Annotated in this window: 14 protein-coding genes; 11 read left to right on the top strand and 3 right to left on the bottom strand. The window is 63.9% G+C overall.

Features of this window, described 5'->3' with window-relative positions:
* Positions 1–2: 2 nt before the first annotated feature.
* The 5 genes from L0U83_RS24515 to L0U83_RS24535 are packed head-to-tail and all read left to right on the top strand — an operon-like array spanning position 3 to position 4,495.
* A complete protein-coding gene (locus L0U83_RS24515; RefSeq protein ID WP_233886779.1) occupies positions 3–668 on the top strand; it encodes an SRPBCC family protein in 666 nt (221 codons plus the stop codon).
* 8 nt (positions 669–676) lie between these two features.
* The gene (locus L0U83_RS24520) at positions 677–1,573 is read left to right on the top strand and encodes an AAA family ATPase (protein ID WP_233886780.1); all 897 of its coding nucleotides are present in this window, start codon (positions 677–679) and stop codon (positions 1,571–1,573) included.
* On the top strand, positions 1,567–2,769 hold the full coding sequence (locus L0U83_RS24525; RefSeq protein ID WP_233886781.1) for a vWA domain-containing protein: 1,203 nt from the start codon (positions 1,567–1,569) through the stop codon (positions 2,767–2,769). Before L0U83_RS24520 ends, L0U83_RS24525 begins: the two co-directional genes overlap by 7 nt.
* Positions 2,766–3,857 (top strand): XdhC family protein, encoded by a 1,092-nt coding sequence (locus tag L0U83_RS24530; protein ID WP_233886782.1) that lies wholly within the window; start codon positions 2,766–2,768, stop codon positions 3,855–3,857. The genes L0U83_RS24525 and L0U83_RS24530 overlap by 4 nt, the downstream gene beginning before the upstream one ends.
* Entirely contained in the window at positions 3,854–4,495 is a 642-nt protein-coding gene (locus L0U83_RS24535) for a nucleotidyltransferase family protein (protein WP_233886783.1), read from the top strand. The genes L0U83_RS24530 and L0U83_RS24535 overlap by 4 nt, the downstream gene beginning before the upstream one ends.
* 1 nt (position 4,496) lies before the next feature.
* On the opposite strand, the gene L0U83_RS24540 is transcribed toward L0U83_RS24535, so the two are convergent.
* Together L0U83_RS24540 and L0U83_RS24545 are read right to left on the bottom strand one after the other, a co-directional pair.
* On the bottom strand, positions 4,497–5,759 hold the full coding sequence (locus L0U83_RS24540) for a Zn-dependent hydrolase (protein WP_267939552.1): 1,263 nt from the start codon (positions 5,757–5,759) through the stop codon (positions 4,497–4,499).
* A 173-nt stretch (positions 5,760–5,932) separates the two neighbouring features.
* On the bottom strand, positions 5,933–7,513 hold the full coding sequence (locus L0U83_RS24545; protein WP_233886784.1) for an isocitrate lyase: 1,581 nt from the start codon (positions 7,511–7,513) through the stop codon (positions 5,933–5,935).
* A gap of 337 nt (positions 7,514–7,850) precedes the next feature.
* On the opposite strand from L0U83_RS24545, the gene L0U83_RS24550 reads away from it, so the two are divergent.
* The 5 genes from L0U83_RS24550 (at position 7,851) to L0U83_RS24570 (ending at position 14,689) form a co-directional block, all read left to right on the top strand.
* Positions 7,851–8,213: a hypothetical protein gene (locus L0U83_RS24550; protein WP_233886785.1), complete on the top strand. Its 363-nt coding sequence runs from the start codon at positions 7,851–7,853 to the stop codon at positions 8,211–8,213.
* A 92-nt stretch (positions 8,214–8,305) separates the two neighbouring features.
* Entirely contained in the window at positions 8,306–9,601 is a 1,296-nt protein-coding gene (locus tag L0U83_RS24555) for a TolC family protein (protein ID WP_233886786.1), read from the top strand.
* An 11-nt stretch (positions 9,602–9,612) separates the two neighbouring features.
* Positions 9,613–11,139, top strand: a complete 1,527-nt coding sequence (locus L0U83_RS24560; RefSeq protein WP_233886787.1) for an efflux RND transporter periplasmic adaptor subunit — start codon at positions 9,613–9,615, stop codon at positions 11,137–11,139.
* The gene (locus L0U83_RS24565) at positions 11,136–14,342 is read left to right on the top strand and encodes an efflux RND transporter permease subunit (protein WP_233886788.1); all 3,207 of its coding nucleotides are present in this window, start codon (positions 11,136–11,138) and stop codon (positions 14,340–14,342) included. The genes L0U83_RS24560 and L0U83_RS24565 overlap by 4 nt, the downstream gene beginning before the upstream one ends.
* Complete coding sequence (locus L0U83_RS24570) at positions 14,339–14,689, top strand: copper-binding protein (RefSeq protein ID WP_233886789.1); 351 nt, start codon at positions 14,339–14,341, stop codon at positions 14,687–14,689. Before L0U83_RS24565 ends, L0U83_RS24570 begins: the two co-directional genes overlap by 4 nt.
* A gap of 50 nt (positions 14,690–14,739) precedes the next feature.
* Here L0U83_RS24570 and L0U83_RS24575 read toward each other — a convergent pair whose 3' ends face one another.
* The gene (locus tag L0U83_RS24575) at positions 14,740–16,953 is read right to left on the bottom strand and encodes a penicillin-binding protein 1A (protein WP_233886790.1); all 2,214 of its coding nucleotides are present in this window, start codon (positions 16,951–16,953) and stop codon (positions 14,740–14,742) included.
* 233 nt (positions 16,954–17,186) lie between these two features.
* Between L0U83_RS24575 and L0U83_RS24580 the strand changes: the two genes are divergently transcribed.
* Positions 17,187–17,459 carry a metal/formaldehyde-sensitive transcriptional repressor gene (locus L0U83_RS24580; protein WP_233886791.1) on the top strand — a complete coding sequence of 91 codons (273 nt, stop codon included), beginning with the start codon at positions 17,187–17,189 and terminating at the stop codon, positions 17,457–17,459.
* Positions 17,460–17,466 lie beyond the last annotated feature (7 nt).

Genomic DNA, 17,466 nt, shown 5'->3' on the forward strand with positions numbered 1-17,466 from the left:
GAATGAAAGTCGTACTCGACAAGGCATTTCCGCTCGACGCGGGCGCGGACCGCGCCTGGGCGCTGATGCAGGACATCGAGGCGGTGGCCGGTTGCATGCCGGGCGCGAAGATCACCGAGCGCGTCGACGATACGCACTACAAAGGAACCATCACGGTGCGGCTCGGGCCGGCGACGATGTCGTTCAAGGGCGACATCGAAGTGCTCGCGCTCGACGCCGAGGCGCGCAGCCTGCATCTGCTCGGCAAAGGAACGGACTCGACCGGCAGCTCGGCGGCGACGATGGATCTCACGGCCAGTGTGCAGCCCACGGGCGAGACCTGCACGCTGACCGGCAAGAGCGAGGTGACGATGAGCGGCAAGGCCGCCGCGCTGGGCGGGCGGCTCATGGGGCCGGTGTCCGAGCAGTTGCTCAAGCAGTTTGTCGCGAACTTCTCAGCCAGGCTGAGTGCCATGGCGCCGCCGCAAGGCGTGTCCGATGCGCCTGGCGCCAACGTCAACGCGGACGGCACGGCCACCACAGCCGACGAGGCGGCACCGGCGCCGATCGCCAGGACGGCGGGGACGCCGCCTGCGCAAGCCGCCGAACTGAACGGCATTGCGTTTATGTGGGCCATCGTGCGCGACTGGCTGCGCTCTCACTTCACGCGCAAGGCGCAGGGCCGCTGAGGGCCGCCATGACGTCGACCGACCGCATGCCGGACGTCCTCGCGTTGCAGGCGAAGCTCGCGGGCCATCGGTTCATCGTGGAGCGCAGCTTCGCGGCGGCGCTGCTGCTCACGATGGAAATGCGCCGCCCGTTGCTGCTGGAAGGCGAGGCGGGCGTGGGCAAGACCGAGGTCGCGAAGGCGCTGGCGCGCCTGCTCGACGCGCCGCTGATCCGCCTGCAATGCTACGAGGGGCTCGACGCGCACGCAGCGCTTTACGAGTGGAACTACGTCCACCAGTTGCTGGCGATCAAGCTCTTCGAGCAGGACGCGCGGCCACTGCGCGACAAGGAGCAGGACATTTTCTCCGAGCGCTATCTGCTCAAGCGCCCACTGCTCGAAGCCATTACGACCACGCCCGCGCCCGTGCTGCTGATCGACGAAATCGACCGCACCGACGAGGCGTTCGAGGCCTACTTGCTCGAACTGCTTTCGGATTTCCAGCTGTCGATTCCCGAGCTTGGCGTGATTCGCGCGACCGAACGGCCCTACGTCATCCTGACTTCGAACGGCACGCGTGAGATCTCCGACGCACTGCGTCGCCGCTGCCTCTACCAGTACGTCGACTATCCGTCGTTCCAGCGCGAACTCATGATCGTGCGGACCCAGGTTCCCGAGGTGCCGGAGGCGCTGGCGGGGCAGATCGTCGAATTCGTGCATGCGGTGCGCGAAATGGCGCTGCGCCGCAAGCCCGGCCTCGCGGAAACGCTCGATTGGGTGGCCGCGCTGCTGCGCCTCAACGTGAGCGCGCTCGACGAAAACGGTGTAGACCGCGTGATGGATTCGCTCGCCGCGCTCGTGAAAACGCGCGAGGATCAGGCCAGTCTCACGCGGCCGGTGGTCGAAAAACTGGTGGCGTCATGCTGACCGGCATCGACAGCCTGTCGCCAGGCGCCGCGCCGCGCGATCTCGCCGATCGCCTCGTCGCGCGCTATGCGGGCTTTGCGGGCTGGCTGCGTGCGAACGCATTTTGCGTGACGAACGCGGACGTTGCCGCCACGCTCGAAGTGGTGCAACGCATGGGCCAGACAGATCGCGACGTGCTGCGCTGGAGCCTGCGTGCGCTGCTGTGCTCGCGCGCGCAGGAGTGGCGCCGCTTCGACGAACTGTTCGACGCGTATTTCCTCGCGCCGAACCGGCGCAAGCTCGTCGAAACCCGTGCTGGCGGCGCTGGGCCGCTTGCGTGCGACGACCCGGCCAGCGGGCCGCCCGATGCGAGCGAGGGCACGCCGATTTCGCTCGCGGGGCGCGGCGACGGCGCGGCGCAAGAGGGTGCCGCCGCGAACGAAGGCGCCACGCGCACCGAGTCGCTTGCCCACGCGGATTTGCGTCATCTGAACGATCGCAGCGAACTCTTCGCCATCGACGCCGCGATCCGCCGCTTCGCGCTGCGCCTGCGCGGCATCCAGACGCGCCGCGAGCAACGCGCGAGTCTCGGGCGCACGATCGATCTGCGCTGGACCCTGCGCCGCAGCGTCTCGCGTGGCGGGCTGCCGGTGGAGCTAGGGTGGCGGCGCAAGCGCAGGCAGCGCCCGCGCATCGTCATGCTGCTCGACGTGAGCCGCTCGATGAGCCTCTACAGCTTCTTTTTCCTGCGGCTCGCGCGCGTGCTGAGCGGGCGTTTGCCCGACGTCCACAGCTTCGTTTTCCACACACGGCTCGTCTGCGTCGATGAAGCGCTGCGCGACCCCGATCCGCGCCGCGCCCAGGAGCGCCTGCACCTCATCTCGGAGGGCTGGGCCGGGGGGACACGCATCGGCGAGAGCCTCGCCGGCTTCAATGAGCACTACGCGCCGCGCTTGCTGCACGCGCGCACCGCGGTCGTGATCGTCAGCGACGGCTACGACGCCGGCGACGTGACACAGCTCGGCGAGTCGCTTGCCGCGATCCGGCGGCGCTGCCACTCGCTCGTCTGGCTCAACCCGCTCGCCGATCGTCCCGGATTCGAGCCAGTCAGCGCGGGCATGCAGGCCGCGCTGCCGCATCTCGACCTGTTTGCGGGCGCCCGCGACCTCGCGGGACTCGAACGGATCTTTCCTCAAATTCTCGAGGCGCTGCAATGAACGTCCATGCCGAATCCGGCGAGACCCTCACGGAAGCCGCGGATCTGCTGCAACTCGAGCAGCGGCTAATCGATGCAGGCGCGCCGTTCGCGGTCGTCACCGTGATCCGCGCGGCGCCGCCAACCTCGACGCACGTTGGCGCCCAGGCGCTGGTGGAGGCCAGCGGCGCGCTGCATGGCTGGGTAGGCGGGGGCTGCTCGCAGACGATCGTCATCGAGGCCGCGCGCCAGTCGATCCGCACGGGGCAGCCGCGGCGCGTGAGGATCAGCAATGAGCCTCTTGCAGCCGAGGCCGAAGTCGAGGCGCACGCCATGCCGTGCGCGAGCAACGGCGCGCTGGAACTCTTCATCCAGCCCACCGTGCCCGCGCCGCTCGTGGCCGTGCTCGGCGCGACGCCCGCGGCACGCGAAGCCTGTGTGCTGGCACGGCGCGTCGGCTTTCGCGCGAGCCTGGCGGCCGACGCCGCGCGAGCAGGGCAGCCGGGCTTCGACGCCGCTGCGCTGGATCGCGCCGGTACGTCGTTCGTGCTGGTCGCAACGCAAGGCGAGCGCGACGAGGATGCACTCGAAGCCGCGTTGCGCAGTGCCGCCGTGGCGGTGCTACTGATCGCGAGTCACAGGAAGGCCGAGCAGTTGCGCGCGGCAATGCGTCTGCGCGGCATCGACGAGGCGCGGTTCGCGGCGTTGCACGCGCCTGCGGGGCCAGCGATCCATGCGCACACGCCGCAGGAGATTGCGCTCGGCGCCGTGGCGGGACTCGTCGCGCTGCGGCACGAAATGGAAGAGGCGGTGGCACGCGCACAGGCCGCTACGCCGCAGGCGACCATCACCACGGAAGCCGTGCCGCCGTTGCCGCCGTGCGAGGCGCTCGGCGCTCCGGCACCAGAGGCGGGGTGCTACGTGAACCCTGTGTGCGGCATGAGCGTCGAGATTGCGAAGGCGAAACATATTGTCGATTACGGCGGCCAGAAGGTGTACTTCTGCTGCGACTGCTGCAAGACCGAATTCGAGCGCGCTCCCGAGCGCTATCTGGCCGCCGCGCAGGATGCCGCCGTGCGCCCCGGCGACTCACCCGCGGAGAAGCGATGAGCGGCGTGACGTTTTCGGCTGTCGTGCTGGCGGCGGGCCTGTCCGCGCGCATGGAGGGGCGCCACAAGCTGTTGTTGCCGGTGGGCGGCGAGCCTGCCGTGCGGCGCGTCGTGCGCGCGATCGTTGCGGCACAGCCCCAGGAGGTTGTCGTCGTGACCGGATTCAACGGGCGAGCCGTATTCGAAGCGCTCGATGGCCTCGACGTGCGCTTCCAGAGCAACCCACGCTACCGGGAAGGACAGATGACTTCGGTCGCGAGCGGCGTTTGCGCGCTGCAGGCGCCGTGCGACGCCGTGATGATTTGCCTCGCCGACCAGGTGCTCCTTGAAACGGCCGACTATCGTGAACTGATCGAGGCCTACGCGTCGATGCCGTACGGATCGATCCTGGTGCCGATGTTCGAAGGTGCACGAGGCAATCCTGTAGTGTTTGCGTCGAGTTATTGTCCCGAGGTCGTGGGCGGCCGCGTGAATCCGGGCTGCCGCAAGTTGATCGCCGAGCACGGCGACGAGGTGTTTCTCCACGAGGCGTCGCACGATCGCTTTTGCGTCGACATGGATACACCCGCCGATTACCTGCGCGTCATTGCGCGAGTGGAGGGCGGGGTTGCCAACAAAGCGCGCGTACAAAACGCCTGAATCAACGCCGGAGAGCCTGAACGATTGCCGCTGCCGCCCGCGCCGCCACCTCGCAACCGAGCACGATATGCGCTTCCTCGGTGTCCTCGATGAAATCGTGGCTGACGCCGCCGATGCTGGGCACGAATAGCATGCAGGCAGGAATGTGATTCGCGATGACCTGTGCATCGTGCGACGCGCCGCTCGGCATGTGGGTCCACTGTCCGGGCGCGAGTGCTTCAGCCGCTTGCGCGAGTTGCTCCTGCAATTGCGGATCCATCGCGACCGGTTCCTCGGCGCCTTCGCACGCGATCAGCTCCGCGTGCACGGCGTGTTGCGTGTTCCAGACATCGACTAACTCGACAAGCGCGCGTTCCATTGCGTGTAGCCGCTCGGGGTTCGCATCGCGGAACTGCAGGTTCATCAGCGCCTTGCCAGGCACGACGCTGAACGAACCCGGATCCAGATCGATGCGTCCGACGGTCCACACCGTATCCGCGTCGGCCAGCCGGCCAAACGCATCGTCGATACGCGCGATGAACGCGACCAGCGCCGCACCCGCGTCGCGCCGGATGGACATCGGCGTGGTGCCGGCGTGATTGCGCTGCCCGGTGAAGCGCAGCTGAAACTCGCGTATGCCGACGATCGTCGTCACGATGCCAATGGATTTCGCCGATGCTTCGAGCCGACCACCTTGTTCGATATGCGGTTCGAGATACGCGCGTTGCCGCGTGCGATCGAGCGTGACGCGCGGCAGATGCGCGAGTCCTGCCTGAGCGAGTGCGTCGCCGAGCAACAGACCTTCCTGATTGCGCGCGCTTCGCAACGAGGCATCGATCGCAACGCCCACGAAGCTGCGACTGCCAAGGAAACCCGAAAACGTCCCTTCTTCGTCGATCCACGACGCAACGTCCACCGCGAAGTCGCGCGTTGCGTCGCATTCGTCGAGCGCGCGAGCGATTTCGAGGCCATAGATCACGCCGAGCGCGCCGTCGAGCCAGCCGCCAGTCGGCTGGGTGTCGGTGTGCGAGCCGATCACGAGTGCGGGGCCGGGCTTGCGCGAGCGTCCGAACACGGTACCGACGCCGTCGATGGTCGCGTCCAGCCCTGCGTCGGTCATGCGCGCGGCGAGCCAGCGGCGCGCCTCGATATCAATCGACGAAAGCGCCAGACGTACCACGCCGGGGCCAGTGGCGCCGAAGCTGCGCAACGTCTTGAGATCGTCGAGCAGGCGAACGGGGTTGATGCGCGGGAAGTCTGCGTGCACGGGCTCGCTCCAGGACATGAGTCGATGTGGAATCGAGAATCCTAGCATCACCGCGCCAGGCACTTGGGTCTTGATCCCTGAACGGGAGACCTTGATTCCGGTGCCCGAACTCATACCCCCTCGTGTGATCTCGCCGCATAAAAAAACGCCAGCCTGTAGGGGCTGGCGTTTTGCATGAGGTACTACTGCTATCAGAACTGGTTCATCGTGTTGTCTTTGCCGGCCGCTTTCAGCGCCGCTTCGCCGCTGAAATACTCCTTGTGGTCGTCGCCGATGTCCGAGCCGGACATGTTCTGGTGTTTGACGCACGCGATGCCCTGACGGATTTCCTTACGCTGCACGCCAGCCACATAACCGAGCATGCCCTGGTCGCCGAAGTATTCCTTGGCCAGGTTATCCGTCGACAGTGCGGCGGTGTGGTACGTCGGCAGCGTGATCAGGTGGTGGAAGATACCGGCTTCGCGCGACGCATCAGCCTGGAACGTGCGGATCTTCTCGTCAGCGGCGGCGGCCAGTTCGGTCTGATCGTATTCCACGCTCATCAGTTGGGCGCGGTCGTAGGCCGACACGTCCTTGCCTGCGGCCTTCATCGCGTCATACGCCTGCTGACGGAAATTCAGGGTCCAGTTGAACGACGGGCTGTTGTTGTACACCAGCTTCGCGTTCGGGATGACCTTGCGAATCTCGCCGACCATGCCCGCGATCTGGGCGATATGCGGCTTTTCGGTTTCGATCCACAGCAGGTCAGCGCCGTATTGCAGGGCGGTGACGCAATCCAGCACGCAGCGCGCTTCGCCCGTGCCGGCGCGGAACTGGAACAGATTGCTCGGCAGGCGCTTGGGACGCAGCAGCTTGCCGTCGCGCTTGATGACGACGTCACCATTGCCCAGTGCATCGGCCGACAGTTCCTCGCAATCGAGGAAGGCGTTGTATTGGTCGCCCAGGTCGCCCGGCTTGCTGGTCACGGCAATCTGCTTGGTCAGGCCGGCGCCCAGCGAGTCGGTGCGGGCCACGATGATGCCTTCGTCCACGCCCAGTTCCAGGAAGGCGTAGCGGATCGCGCGGATCTTGGCGAGGAAGTCCTCGTGCGGCACGGTGACCTTGCCATCCTGGTGGCCGCACTGCTTCTCGTCGGACACCTGGTTTTCGATCTGGATGCAGCATGCGCCTGCTTCGATGAACTGCTTGGCCAGCAGGTAGGTGGCTTCCGCGTTGCCGAAGCCCGCGTCGATGTCGGCGATGATCGGCACGACGTGGGTGACGTGGTTGTCGATCTTTTCCTGGATGGCGGCCTTGGCCGGGCCTTGTGCGGCATCCAGCTGGCGGAACAGGCCGCCCAGTTCACGGGCGTCGGCCTGACGCAGGAAGGTGTACAGCTCGCGGATCAACGCGCTGACCGAGGTTTTTTCGTGCATCGACTGGTCCGGCAGTGGGCCGAACTCGGAGCGCAGCGCGGCCACCATCCAGCCGGACAGGTAAAGGTAGCGGCGCTCGGTGCTGTTGAAGTGCTTCTTGATGGAGATCATCTTCTGCTGGCCGATGAAGCCGTGCCAGCAGCCCAGCGACTGGGTGTACTTAGCCGGGTCGGCATCGTAGGCGGCCATGTCGGCGCGCATGATCTTCGCGGTGTACTTCGCGATGTCCAGGCCCGTTTTGAACTTGTTCTGGGCACGCATGCGTGCGGCAGATTCGGGGTTGATGGCATTCCAGGCGCTGCCTTGTTTTTCCTTCAAACCAGCCACTGCCTTGATGTCGTCTTGATATTGGGCCATGAGTATCTCCTGAGAGGAAAGCGCGTTTGACTAGATAAGTTCAGCGTGCCGCTACGTTTGTCGAAGCGAACTGGATGACTCAATTGTAGGGTCTTCTTGATGCGTCGCAGCAATGTCTTATATAAGACATATGACTTATTTATGCGTTATTTATCAATGAGATAGGTTTCAGTTTTTGCGCTGTAGAACATGTTTTCATAAAGCGGAAAAGCGCAGCTCCGGAAAATTGGCATGCATTCCACAATGTGAAGCGTGCTTTCGGTTGCCGGAGGCGGGGGACGGCATCGGACAAAAATGAACGCGAACACGATAGAATCGCCTGGCTACGATCATTGCCATGAAAATTCTCCGGACCATTCTCGTCTTGATGCTGTGCGCGATGCTGCCCCTGAGCGGGCTGGCGGCCACTGGCATGGCGGGCGAATGTCCGATGCAGCAGTCGATGCCGATGCACGACGACGGCTCCGTGTCCGTCGAAATGTCCGGATGTGACATGATGAAGTCGTCGCAGGCGAGTAAGGCCAAGGGTGGCTTCTGCAAGGCCACGGCCCAGTGTCAGTTCGCGAGTATCTATTACCCTCCCGCGCAGGCGAGCGTCAGCCATCCCATGGCTGTCAGCAGTCAGGTTGTCTTCCACTACGCCGAATCGTTCACCGGTCACGTACCGGACGGTCTCTGGCGACCTCCCCAAGCAATCTAACCCTCGTTTGACTGGTTCGCCGCGTTTGCGGCGAGGTCGTCCTGTGTCCAGGACGTGGAGTCCTCTTGGGACTCCCCCGTTGGGGTTAGAACATGCCTTTAACTATTGGCACGCCGCTCTGCCGGCGTGCATCCCTGCGCGCGCTCTCGATTTGCGCCGCGCTGATACTGCCTGGTTTCGCCGCGCGCGCTCAGGAAGCGCCCCTCACGCTTGACGCTGCACTGCGGGCTGCAACTGACCACTCTGCGGCCATGCAGGCAGCGCAGGCGTCGGTCCACGCGAGTTCCGAAGCCGCTGTCCGCGCAGGGCAATTGCCGAACCCCGTGCTCGCAGCCGGCGTCGACAACCTCCCGATAAATGGCCCGCAGCGATTCACCATCGGCCAGGACTTCATGACGATGCGGCGCATTGGCATCGAGCAGGAATGGGTCTCGCGGGAAAAGCGCCGCCTGCGTTCCGACCTTGCCAGCGAGGTTGTGAACCGCGAGCAGGCCGGCTATCTCGCGCAACTCGCCAACGTGCGACAGCAGACGGCCACCGCGTGGCTGAACGCCATCTATGCAAAGCGCGCCCTGACGCTCCAGCAGGCGTTGCTGGGCCATATGACTCACGAACTCGCCGCGACGAAGGCGTCTTACCGGGGAGCGAAGGCGACGGCCGCCGATGTCGTACAAGCCCAGGCAATGCTGGCACAGACGCAGGACCAGATGCTCAAGGCTCAGCAGACCTACCAGAGCGCGCTGATTGGCCTCTCGCGCTGGACGGCGACACCCGCGGCCGATGTCACCGGCGAGCCCCCCGCGCCCGAGTCGTACGTCTCTTCCTTGCCACCTGATGAACTCCGGCTGGTGCAGCCGACACTCGTCGCAGCGGCCGATGATATCGCCGTCGCTGACGCCAACACCGCTGTCGCCAGCAGCGAGCGCAGCCCCAACTGGACGTGGGAAGTCGCGTATCAGCAGCGCGGCGGAGCGTACTCGAACATGGTGTCGGTCGGCGTGCGTATCCCGTTGCCCATCAATCGGAAGGATCGCGAAGACCGCGATGTATCGGAGAAGGCCGATCTCGCAAGCAGGGCACATCTGATGTACGAAGACGCGCTCCGACAGGTGCAGGCCGATATTCGCACCGAGTCGGCAACGCTCGCCAGCGGCCGCGAACGCATCGCGAATCTCACCCAGTCCCTGTTGCCTGCTGCCGACCAGCGCGTCGAACTCGCAGTCGCCGCTTACAAGGCGGGTACCGGTTCGCTTGCCGATACGTTTTCGGCCCGCCGGGCACAACTGGACGCCCAGATTCAGGTGCTCGACCTGAAACGCGAGGTTTCGCAGACCTGGGCGCAACTTGAATACCAGGTTGTGCCAACGACGATGTCCGCCGCTAATTGAAGGAGAAAACAATGACTCAAAAACCTTTGGTGCGGGCGATATTGGCGATGTTCGCCGCCGCTGCGCTTCTCGGCACCGGATATTTCGTCGGCACACGACACGCGTCGACATCGGGTGAAAGCACGGTCGCCACGTCGGATACCGGCAACCTGACTGACCCGAAAACCGGCAGGAAAGTGCTTTACTGGCACGACCCGATGGTGCCCAACCAGCACTTCGACAAGCCTGGCAAGTCGCCTTTCATGGACATGCAACTCGAGCCTGTGTATGCGGACGAAGGCGGTGGCTCGACCGGTATCGCAATCAACCCGGGCCTTCAGCAGAACCTGGGTATTCGCTACGCGAGCGTGCGGCGTGAGGAAACGACGGAAGGATTCGATGCCGTCGGCACCACGCAATTCGACGAATCGCAGGCCGATGTCGTGCAGACGCGCGTCACGGGCTACATCGACCGCCTGTACGCCAGCGCGCCGATGCAAAGGATTGCGAAGGGCGCACCGATTGCTTCGCTCTTCGTTCCCGACTGGCTCGCGCCGCAGGAGGAATACCTCGCGCTCAAGCGCGGCGGGATGGACAACAGTTTGCTGGAAGCGTCACGTGCGCGTATGCGCGCGCTGTCGATTCCCGATGGCGTCATTGCCAGGCTCGACCGGACTGGCAACGCACAGACACACATCGTCCTCGCCTCACCGGAGACAGGTGTCGTGAGCGAACTGAATGTGCGCGACGGTGCGCAGGTCGCGCCTGGCCAGACGCTTGCGAAGGTCGCTGGGCTATCGAAGCTTTGGCTTATCGTCGAAATTCCCGAGAACCTGGCGTTGAGCGTGCAACCCGGCATGAGCGTCGACGCGACGTTCAGCGGCGACCCGACACAGCACTTCAAGGGAAAGATTCGAGAAATCCTGCCCGGCATCAGCACCACGAGCCGCACACTTCAGGCGCGACTCGAAATCGATAACTCCGCATTGAAACTCACGCCCGGCATGCTGATGCGCGTGCGCGTCGATGCGCAGAAACCGGTCTCCCGACTTCTCGTGCCGTCCGAGGCTGTCATCACGACCGGCAAGCGGTCGGTCGTCATCGTCAAGAACCCCGACGGCCGCCTGCAACCGGCAGACGTCACGGTCGGCAACGACGTCGGTAGCGAGACCGAAGTCATCAGCGGCTTGAGCGATGGCGAGACGGTCGTCGCTTCCGGCCAGTTCCTGATTGACTCGGAAGCCAGTCTGAAATCGGTCCTGCCGAGAATCGAGGGCGCTGCGGGCGCTAGCGCGGCCATGCCAGCGTCCGCCCCGGGCGCTGCCCCAAAGACTTACGAGACCACCGGCAAGGTAGAAAAGGTGACCGCTGCCGACATCACCTTCTCGCATCAGCCGGTGCCAGCACTCGGCTGGGGCGCGATGACGATGTCGTTCAACAAGCCTTCGTCCGGCGCATTTCCCGACGTCAAACCCGGCCAGACCGTCCACTTCGTCTTCAGACAATCGGACGACGGATACCAGCTGACGAAGGTCGAACCAGCGGGAGATGCCAAATGATTGCGCGTCTTATACGCTGGGCCATTCATAACCGGTTCCTGGTATTGCTGGCGACAGTGCTTGTCACGGCATGGGGCGTCTACTCGCTCAAGGAGACGCCACTCGACGCGTTGCCGGACCTGTCCGACACGCAGGTCATCATCAAGGCGTCGTATCCGGGCAAGGCTCCCCAGGTCGTTGAGGACCAGGTGACGTATCCGCTCACGACGACATTGCTGGGCGTCCCAGGGGCGAAGACCATCCGGGCGTACTCGTCGTTTGGCGACGCGTTTGTCTACGTGCTGTTCGATGACAAGACCGACCAATACTGGGCCCGCTCGCGTGTACTCGAATACCTGAACCAGGTTCAGAGTCGCCTTCCACAAGGCGCGACGGTTTCGCTCGGGCCCGACGCGACGGGTGTGGGCTGGGTCTATGAATATGCGCTGGTCGACCGCACGGGGCAGCACGACCTGGGAGAACTGCGCGCACTCAACGACTGGTTCCTGAAATTCGAACTGAAGTCCGTGCCGGACGTATCGGAAGTGGCAAGCATCGGCGGGATGGTGCGCCAGTATCAGGTCGTGCTCGACCCGGACAAGCTGCGTGCGTACGGCATCACCCAGGCCGTGGTAGCGGACGCCCTTGGCCGCGCGAACCAGGAGTCCGGCGGCTCGGTGGTTGAACTGGCGGAATCGGAGTACATGGTCCGCTCGTCAGGCTACCTGCGCTCGCTCGATGATTTTCGCAATGTCGTTCTTCGCACGAACGATGCCGGTACACCGGTTCTACTGGGCAACGTCGCCCGCATTCAGATTGGGCCGGAGATGCGCCGGGGGATTGCCGAGCTGAATGGAGAAGGCGAAGTCGCGGGCGGTGTCATCGTCATGCGTTCAGGCAAGAACGCGCTGACGACCATCGACGCGGTAAAGGCGAAGCTCGCGGACCTGAAGCGGTCGCTGCCGCCCGGTGTGGAGGTCGTCACGACATACGACCGCTCCCAGCTCATCGAGCGCGCGGTGGACAACCTGAAGGACAAGCTCATCGAAGAGTTCATCATCGTCGGGCTCGTCTGCGCGGTGTTCCTCTTTCACCTGCGCAGTGCGTTCGTGGCCATCCTGTCGCTGCCGCTCGGCGTGCTGGCCGCTTTCATCGTCATGCGCTATCAAGGGGTGAATGCGAATCTGATGTCGCTGGGCGGCATCGCCATCGCCATCGGCGCGATGATTGATGCGGCCATCGTGATGATAGAGAACGCCCACAAGCATCTCGAAGCGTATGAGCACGAGCATCCCGGCAGGCCCATAGCGACGGCGCAGCGTTGGGAACTCATCGCGACGTCGGCGGCGGAAGTTGGCCCGGCACTGTTCTTCTCGCTGCTCATCATCACGCTGTCGTTCATTCCGGTATTTTCGCTGGAGGGGCAGGAAGGCAAGCTCTTTTCTCCGCTCGCCTTTACGAAGACCTACACCATTGCTGCCGCTGCCGGTCTCTCGGTGACGCTTGTTCCCGTCCTGATGGGCTATCTGATTCGCGGGCGCATCCCGCATGAGAGTTCAAACCCCATCAATCGCGTGCTCATCCGCCTGTACCGGCCGATGCTCGAAGCCACACTGCGCCGCCCGTGGGTCGCGATCGGGCTTGCTGTGGTCGCGCTCCTGCTGACCGCAATTCCCGTGTCACGACTCGGTGGCGAATTCATGCCGCCGCTCGACGAGGGAGACCTGTTGTACATGCCAACGGCGCTTCCTGGCATTTCGGCAGACAAGGCGTCCGAGCTTTTGCAGCAGACCGACAGGCTCATCAAGACAGTGCCGGAAGTTGCGACTGTGTTCGGCAAGTCGGGCCGTGCCGACACGGCGACTGACCCAGCACCGCTCGAGATGTTCGAGACCACCATCCAGTTCAAGCCGCGCAGCCAGTGGCGGCCCGGCATGACGCCGGAGAAGCTGGTCGATGAACTCGACAAGACCGTGAAGGTGCCGGGACTCTCGAACGTCTGGGTGCCGCCCATCCGTAACCGCCTCGACATGCTGTCCACGGGCATCAAGACGCCGGTCGGCGTGAAGCTTTCCGGGCCTGACCTGAATGAGATCGACAAGGTGGCTGGGCAGGTTGAGGCGGCTGTGAAGGACGTTCCGGGAGTAACTTCGGCGCTCGCGGAGCGCCTGAACGGAGGCCGATACATCGACGTCGACATCAACCGGCTGGCGGCCGCGCGTTATGGGCTTTCCGTCGGAGATATCCAGTCGGTGGTTTCCACGGCCGTGGGCGGCGACAACGTTGGCGAAGTCATCGCTGGGCGCGAGCGCTTCCCCATCAACATCCGCTATCCGCGCGAGGTCCGAGATTCTCTGGAGAAGTTGCGGCATTTGCCAGTCCTGACCGAACGGGGCGCGCAAATCGAGCTTGGCGACGTCGCCGATATTCGTATTTCCGACGGGCCGCCAATGATTCGCAGTGAAAACGCACGGCTTTCCGGCTACGTCTACGTAGATATCCGCAATGTGGACCTGGAATCGGCAGTCAAGGCGATGCAACATGCCGTCGCCGAGAAGGTGCAGCTGCCGCCCGGCTATTCGATTGCCTGGTCAGGGCAGTTCGAGTACCTCGAACGTGCAGCCGCGAAATTGCGCACCGTCATTCCTGTGACGCTTGTCGTCATCTTCGTGCTGCTGTTCCTCACTTTCAACTCGGCAGCCGATGCGCTTCTGCTCATGTCGACCGTGCCGTTCGCGCTCGTCGGCGGCTTCTGGCTCATCTGGATACTGGGCCATGCGGTATCCGTCGCGACGTCGGTGGGCTTCATCGCCCTTGCCGGTGTTGCCGCCGAGTTCGGCGTCGTCATGCTGCTGTACCTGAAGGGCGCACTCAATCGGCGACTCGAGCTTGGGGAGCCAATGACCGAGGCCACGCTGATCGACGCAATTCGCGAAGGTGCGGTCTTGCGCGTGCGGCCGAAGGCCATGACCGTTGCGGTGGTCCTTGCCGGCCTGATTCCCATCATGGTCGGACACGGTGCTGGCTCGGAGGTCATGCAGCGCATCGCAGCTCCGATGGTCGGCGGGATGGTCACCGCGCCCATCCTCTCGATGTTCGTCATTCCCGCAGCGTGGTTCCTCCTGCAGCGTCGTCGTGTGAGGCAACGCAGCGAGGTTGGCTTTACCCACTCAGAACCCTCTGGCACGCAAGTGCCTTCTACTCAAACCAAGGAAACACAATGAAAAAGACGATTCTTGCTGCCGCTGTTCTTGCTGGTGTTGTCGCGGCCCCTGTATTTGCTGGCGACGATATGGCGGGCATGAACATGTCCGCGAAGCCGGCGGTCATGAAGGTCGCGTCGAATTCCGCGCTGACGGACGCTGAGGTCAAGAAAGTCGACGCCACTACGGGGATGGTCACCCTGAAGCACGGGGCTCTCGAGAACGTCGGCATGCCCCCGATGACCATGGCGTTCGAGGCGAAGGACGCGAGCATGGTCAAACAGGTTCACGAAGGCGACAAGGTCAGGGTGCGAGTCGAAAACGTCAATGGCACGCTGACCATCGTGAAACTCGAAAAGCAACCGTAACGGGGACCGGTCGCCTCCACCAGTTTGTAGATCTCGGGCACACCTGAGCGTCAGAAGTTCCAGAAAAGGAAATGATGATGCTTGCGCGCATGGCTTGCACGTGCCGTAGTGTTTCCCGGCGCAAGCTGCGCGTGAGAATCGATGGCCCGTGCGCGCAGCGCCATGTCGTAGAAGGCACCCACCACCGGCAAGGCGCTGTGCGCACCTTCACCCCAGTAGTCGTTGCGCAAGGTCACGCGGGCGTCGTCGAATCCCACCCACGCGCCGGCCACCAGCTGGGGGTGGATCAGGATGAACCAGCTGTCCGTGCTGTCCTGCGTCGTGCCCGTCTTGCCGGCGACGTCAGCGTGAATCCCGAAACGTGTCCGGATGTCGCTGCCGGTGCCGCGGTTGACGACGTCGCGCATCACATCGACCAGCTTGAGTGCTGCAGCGGCGGGCAGCGCCTGCTCCGGTCGCGCGGTGGGGAAATCGGCGAGCACGTTGCCATTGCGATCCTCGATGCGTGTCACCATGCGCGGCTCGACATAGGCTCCCCGGTTGGCGATCGTGCCATACGCCGAAACCATCTCCCTGAGCGTGACGGGGCTCGTGCCCAGCGCGAGCGACGGCACGGGATCAAGTGCGCTGTCGCGTACGCCCATTTCGCGCGCTAGCGTGGCGACTTTCGCGGGTCCTTCCCGCTGCATGAGCTGGGCCGTCACGCGATTACGTGAAAACGCAAACGCGTCACGCAGCGACATCGGCCGGCCGGTAGGCGGCTCCGGATCGGTCGGCTTCCATACCGCTGTGCCCTTCAGCGGGATCGCGACGTTGCGATCGACGATCGTGTCGCCCGGCTGCGCGCCATCCGCAAAGGCCGCGCCGTAGACGAACGCCTTGAAGGTGGAGCCCGGCTGCCGCCGTGCCTGCTGCACATGATCGAACGGCTCGTCGTGAAAATCGCGGCTGCCGACCCACGCCTTGATGTCCCCGTTGCGCGGATCCATTGCGACGAAACCCGCCTGAACCTGCGTCTTGCTATGGCAGAGGCCATCGACAAACGTCGCGTTCGTTGCGAGTTTCCTGATGGCGTCCGGATCCGACAGGCCCGTGTCGCGTGCCGAACGATACTCGGCCGTCTGTCTGATGAACGACTGGAACAGCGCGTTGCCGGGCCAGCAACCCGTCCGCGCGTTCCACGCGCCGTTGGCGATCGACTGCAGCTGGCCGGTCTGCCAGGCAACCGCCTGAGTTGCCATCGCCTGAAGCCGGGAATCGATGGTCGTTCGCACGACGAGTCCGTCTGAATAGATGTTGTAGCCGTTGCGATCCGCCCAGGCAGTCAGCCATCTGCGCAACTGGGCCGCGAAGTGGGGGGCCACGCCGACCTGTTCGGACTGGGGCTCGAAATTGACGTCGATCGGCTGGCGTTTCAGCGAGGCATACGCCTGCGCACTGAGCTTGTCGAACTTCACCATCTGCGCGAGCACCGTGTTGCGGCGCTCCAGCGCGCGATCAGGATTGAGCACCGGGTTGTACGCGCTGTTCGCCTTGAGCATGCCAACGAGCGTCGCACTCTCGAGGACATCAAGATCCGCGGCTGGCTTTCCGAAGTACGTTCGCGCGGCCATTTCCACGCCGTATGCGTTGTACAGAAAGGGCACCGTGTTCAGGTACGTCTCGAGGATCTGGTCCTTGCTGTACACGGATTCGATCTTGAGCGCAGTGATCGCTTCCTTGAGCTTGCGCGTCAACGTTGGCGCGCGGCCGATTTCATCCGGATACAGGTTGCGCGCGAGCTGCTGGGTGAGGGTGGAGCCGCCCTGGCGGCTGCCCGTGAACGTATGGAGCGCGGCCGCCGCAATACGCTGGAGGTCAATCCCGTGATGCTGGTAGAACCGGTGATCCTCGGTCGCGATCAGGGCGTTCACCACGTTCGGCGAAATCTGGTTGAGCGTGACCCATTCGCGATTGACCGGCTTGAACTCGGCGAGCACATAGCCGTCGCCTGAGAGGATCAGCGCGGGACGGTCGACGCGGGCCTTGCGGATGTCACCCAGGCGCGGGGTGAATGGAATCAGCGCGAGCGTGTAGGCCAGCGACAGCACCGGAATTGCAGCGAGCGTCAGTACGATGCCACGGCGCGTCGGGTGGCGAATGCCGTGCAGCGCCGCGCGGACAAAGCGGCCTGCCTTCGCGCCGGCCGCGGCGGCAAGCGAGCGAGCACGGCTCACCCAGCGTGCGCAAAGTTCACGAAATAGCGACACATAAGGGTGATTCACGGTGGCTGCGCAGTCGACGAAAGGGCGGATCGTACCAAAGCGCAGGCGTATTTCTGGCTGCGAAACAGGCCTTCCTGCCTGTCGCTAACAGATGATTACACTTGTTTCGAATCTGCGGCGTGATTCAGCAGATGCGAGGTGTCGACGACGAGGAATGGGCGTGCGCCGCAACGGACTTCAGCGTCCCGACGATCATCATGCTAGTATACCCCCCTACCCTATAAGGAGGCGCCTTGAGTCATACCATTCGCGAGAAACAGAAGCTGCTCAATCGGGTTCGCAGAATCAAGGGGCAGATTGAGGCGATCGAGCGAGCACTCGAAGAGGAGCGCGGTTGCATGGACGTGCTTCAGCTCATCACCAGTTCGCGTGGCGCGATGAACGGACTGCTAGCGGTAGTGCTCGAGGACCATATCCGCACGCACCTGGTGGACGCAGAGCCGGCCGACGAGCATGGGAGCGGCACGGAACAGTTAATCGAAGTGGTTCACAGTTACTTCAAGTGAAAGACGT

The organism is Paraburkholderia flagellata, assembly GCF_021390645.1.
GTDB classification, from domain to species: Bacteria; Pseudomonadota; Gammaproteobacteria; order Burkholderiales; family Burkholderiaceae; genus Paraburkholderia; species Paraburkholderia flagellata.

Excerpts from the sequence above, each read along its gene's own strand:
- L0U83_RS24515 (WP_233886779.1), top strand. The coding sequence starts at position 3 with ATGAAAGTCGTACTCGACAAGGCATTTCCGCTCGACGCGGGCGCGGAC.
- L0U83_RS24520 (WP_233886780.1), top strand. The coding sequence starts at position 677 with ATGACGTCGACCGACCGCATGCCGGACGTCCTCGCGTTGCAGGCGAAG.
- L0U83_RS24525 (WP_233886781.1), top strand. The coding sequence starts at position 1,567 with ATGCTGACCGGCATCGACAGCCTGTCGCCAGGCGCCGCGCCGCGCGAT.
- L0U83_RS24530 (WP_233886782.1), top strand. The coding sequence starts at position 2,766 with ATGAACGTCCATGCCGAATCCGGCGAGACCCTCACGGAAGCCGCGGAT.
- L0U83_RS24535 (WP_233886783.1), top strand. The coding sequence starts at position 3,854 with ATGAGCGGCGTGACGTTTTCGGCTGTCGTGCTGGCGGCGGGCCTGTCC.
- L0U83_RS24540 (WP_267939552.1), bottom strand. The coding sequence starts at position 5,759 with ATGTCCTGGAGCGAGCCCGTGCACGCAGACTTCCCGCGCATCAACCCC.
- L0U83_RS24545 (WP_233886784.1), bottom strand. The coding sequence starts at position 7,513 with ATGGCCCAATATCAAGACGACATCAAGGCAGTGGCTGGTTTGAAGGAA.
- L0U83_RS24550 (WP_233886785.1), top strand. The coding sequence starts at position 7,851 with ATGAAAATTCTCCGGACCATTCTCGTCTTGATGCTGTGCGCGATGCTG.
- L0U83_RS24555 (WP_233886786.1), top strand. The coding sequence starts at position 8,306 with ATGCCTTTAACTATTGGCACGCCGCTCTGCCGGCGTGCATCCCTGCGC.
- L0U83_RS24560 (WP_233886787.1), top strand. The coding sequence starts at position 9,613 with ATGACTCAAAAACCTTTGGTGCGGGCGATATTGGCGATGTTCGCCGCC.
- L0U83_RS24565 (WP_233886788.1), top strand. The coding sequence starts at position 11,136 with ATGATTGCGCGTCTTATACGCTGGGCCATTCATAACCGGTTCCTGGTA.
- L0U83_RS24570 (WP_233886789.1), top strand. The coding sequence starts at position 14,339 with ATGAAAAAGACGATTCTTGCTGCCGCTGTTCTTGCTGGTGTTGTCGCG.